General features: G+C 51.9%; 2 protein-coding genes and 1 pseudogene. All 3 read left to right on the forward strand.

Annotated features, from left to right (window positions below):
• Positions 1–174, forward strand: a pseudogene (locus tag ACYPZI_RS15775) (PRTRC system protein B); the annotation flags it as partial.
• Positions 171–938 carry a PRTRC system ThiF family protein gene (locus tag ACYPZI_RS15780; RefSeq protein WP_459603304.1) on the forward strand — a complete coding sequence of 256 codons (768 nt, stop codon included), beginning with the start codon at positions 171–173 and terminating at the stop codon, positions 936–938. The pseudogene ACYPZI_RS15775 and the gene ACYPZI_RS15780, both read left to right, overlap by 4 nt.
• A 254-nt stretch (positions 939–1,192) precedes the next feature.
• A partial coding sequence (locus tag ACYPZI_RS15785) for a DUF3945 domain-containing protein (RefSeq protein ID WP_459603306.1) occupies positions 1,193–2,555 on the forward strand: 1,363 nt, incomplete at its 3' end.

A 2,555-nucleotide genomic window follows, 5' to 3' on the forward strand; every position in this document is an offset into this window, starting at 1 on the left:
TGGGAGAAGAAATTCTGGCTGAGCGAGTTTTCGCACCTGGGAGGCGATAGCAACCCGACAAAAAATAATCTGGTAACAGTAACGAAAAATATGACCGACTCTTTCGACTACAGCGAATTAATCCCCTTTGGGAAGAAAGGAAAAATACTCACATTAAACGATTTACTGCAATGAAACAGAAAATGCATTTTACAGACAGCTACCTGCTGAACCCTACCCATCCGGTAACGGTAAGCCTTATCGGATGCGGCGGCACAGGCTCACAGGTACTGACCGCCCTGTCGCGCATCAGCCATACGCTTATAGCGCTCGGACACCCCGGACTGCATGTTACGGCATACGACCCCGATACGGTAACGGAAGCCAACCTGGGGCGGCAGCTGTTCAGCGTCAGCGACACGGGACTGAATAAAGCCGTTGTACTGACAACGCGCATCAACCGCTTCTTTTCCACAGGATGGGAAGCCGTACCGGATTTTTATGACAGTAATCCGGCAAACATTATTATTACCTGCACCGATACGGTTAAATCCCGGCTGTCTGTCGCGGAAGAGCTGCTGCCCCGAGTGAGTAGAGGCAAATATGATGATTTTGAAAAGCCGCTCTACTGGCTCGACTTCGGCAATACGCAGAACGCGGGGCAGGTTATCCTGGGAACATTCGGGAAGATCAGGCAGCCCAAATCGAAGCTGTACGCTCCCGTAGGCAAGCTGCCCTGCGTCACGGAACGCTTCGACCTTTTGAATGCCGATGACAGGGAATCCGGCCCGTCCTGTTCCCTTGCCGAAGCCATCGAAAAGCAGGACTTATTCATTAACTCCACTTTGGCGAATATAGGCGCGAAGCTGCTGTGGAAGCTGTTCAGGGAAGGAATGACTAACCAGGCGGGAGTATTCCTGAATATGGATACGATGAAGATGAACCCCGTTATGCTGTAAACAGTTACCCAAAGCCGGACATTCATATGCTCCCGAAGAAGAAAAAAACAGGTTTCTTCCGGGTGTTTTTTTATCCGGACGCTTTTCTTTTAGTAAACGTCTCCGCGATGGCACAAATTTGCCGCTTTTCCCATGTCATAAGATGACATATGACGACGTATATACACCACTGCTTTGACAACCAGCCTTATACATAAAATTAACGCCTATTTTTGAGACGTTTTTTTATTATCCACCATTTAAAATAAGGCTATATGTCAAAACAGGACATCCGGGGCGATACCCCCAAATTACAGGACGAGCAGATAAGCGACATCCTGCTTATCATGGACAAGAAGGAGCTTTCCGTCAGCGCGGTTTCCCAAATCGGTAAAGACGGCAAGGCGAAAACCGTCCCGGCGGACAAGGAGCACCAGAACGACTTCCTGAAAATCGACTGGACGTCCAACATCGTATCCAATTTCCTCTCCAACTTCCGGAGCCAGGCCAAAGACCCGACCCGCTTCCGGCTCTTTAAGCTGAATTTCGGGAAATTCAAAGAGTTCAATGAAACGCTCAAAGACCTGGCGGCGGGAAAGGATACGCCGGAAGTCCGGAAATTCCTCGAAACATATGAAATCAAGCCGAAAGGAACGGCTGAGAAACAGAGTATCAACAATCAAAACGAACATGTTATGGCAAAGCAAGAACAGGCGCAGGCGCAGGTACAGGCGGAACCCGTCGCCAATGAAAGGAGACCCCGCTACAACGAATCCATGATCAACTGGGAGCAGCTGAAGAACTTCGGCCTTTCCCGCGAGTACTTACAGGAAAAGGGGCTGCTGGAGGGTATGCTCAAAGGCTACAAGACCAACACCCTCGTCCCGATCAGTATGAACTTCGGCTCGGCAGTCCTGCGCACCGACGCGCGGCTATCGTTCCAGACCTCGAAGGAAGGCCCGGTCGTACTGGCCATGCACGGCATCCGCAAGGCCCCGGAACTGGAAAAAGCCTTCTTCGGGCATATCTTCTCGGAGGAGGATAAGAAGAACCTCCGCGAAAGCGGCAATATGGGGCGTGTCGTCGAGATTAAGAACCGTGCGGGGGAATACATCCCCTCCCTTATCAGCATCGACAAGCTGACCAACGAGATTGTCGCCCTGAAAGCCGACAGCGTATTTATCCCCGATGAAGTAAAAGGCGTCAAACTGTCGGAATACGAGAAAAACGACCTGAAGGAAGGCAAGGCCGTCTATATCGAGGGCATGGTATCCGACAAGGGCAAGGAGTTCAACGCCCATATCCAGGTAAACGCCGACCGCCGGGGCATCGAGTTCCTCTTTGAGAACGACAGGCTGTTTAACCGGCAGATGATAGGTGGCGTAGAGCTGACAGCCAAACAGGTGGAAGACCTTAACGCGGGCAAGGCCATCTTCGTGGAAGACATGAAGCGTAAGGACGGCGAGGTATTCTCCTCCTTTGTCAAGCTGGACGAAGGCAGCGGCAAGCCCTCTTATACCCGCTACAACCCCGACAGCCCGGAAGGCGCTCGTGAGATTTACGTCCCCAAAGAAATGGGCGGCGTCCCGCTGACCGGGGAAGACCGGCAGCAGCTGCGCGAAGGCAAGCCCGTCTTTA

The sequence above is a fragment of the Dysgonomonas reticulitermitis genome, from assembly GCF_054601275.1.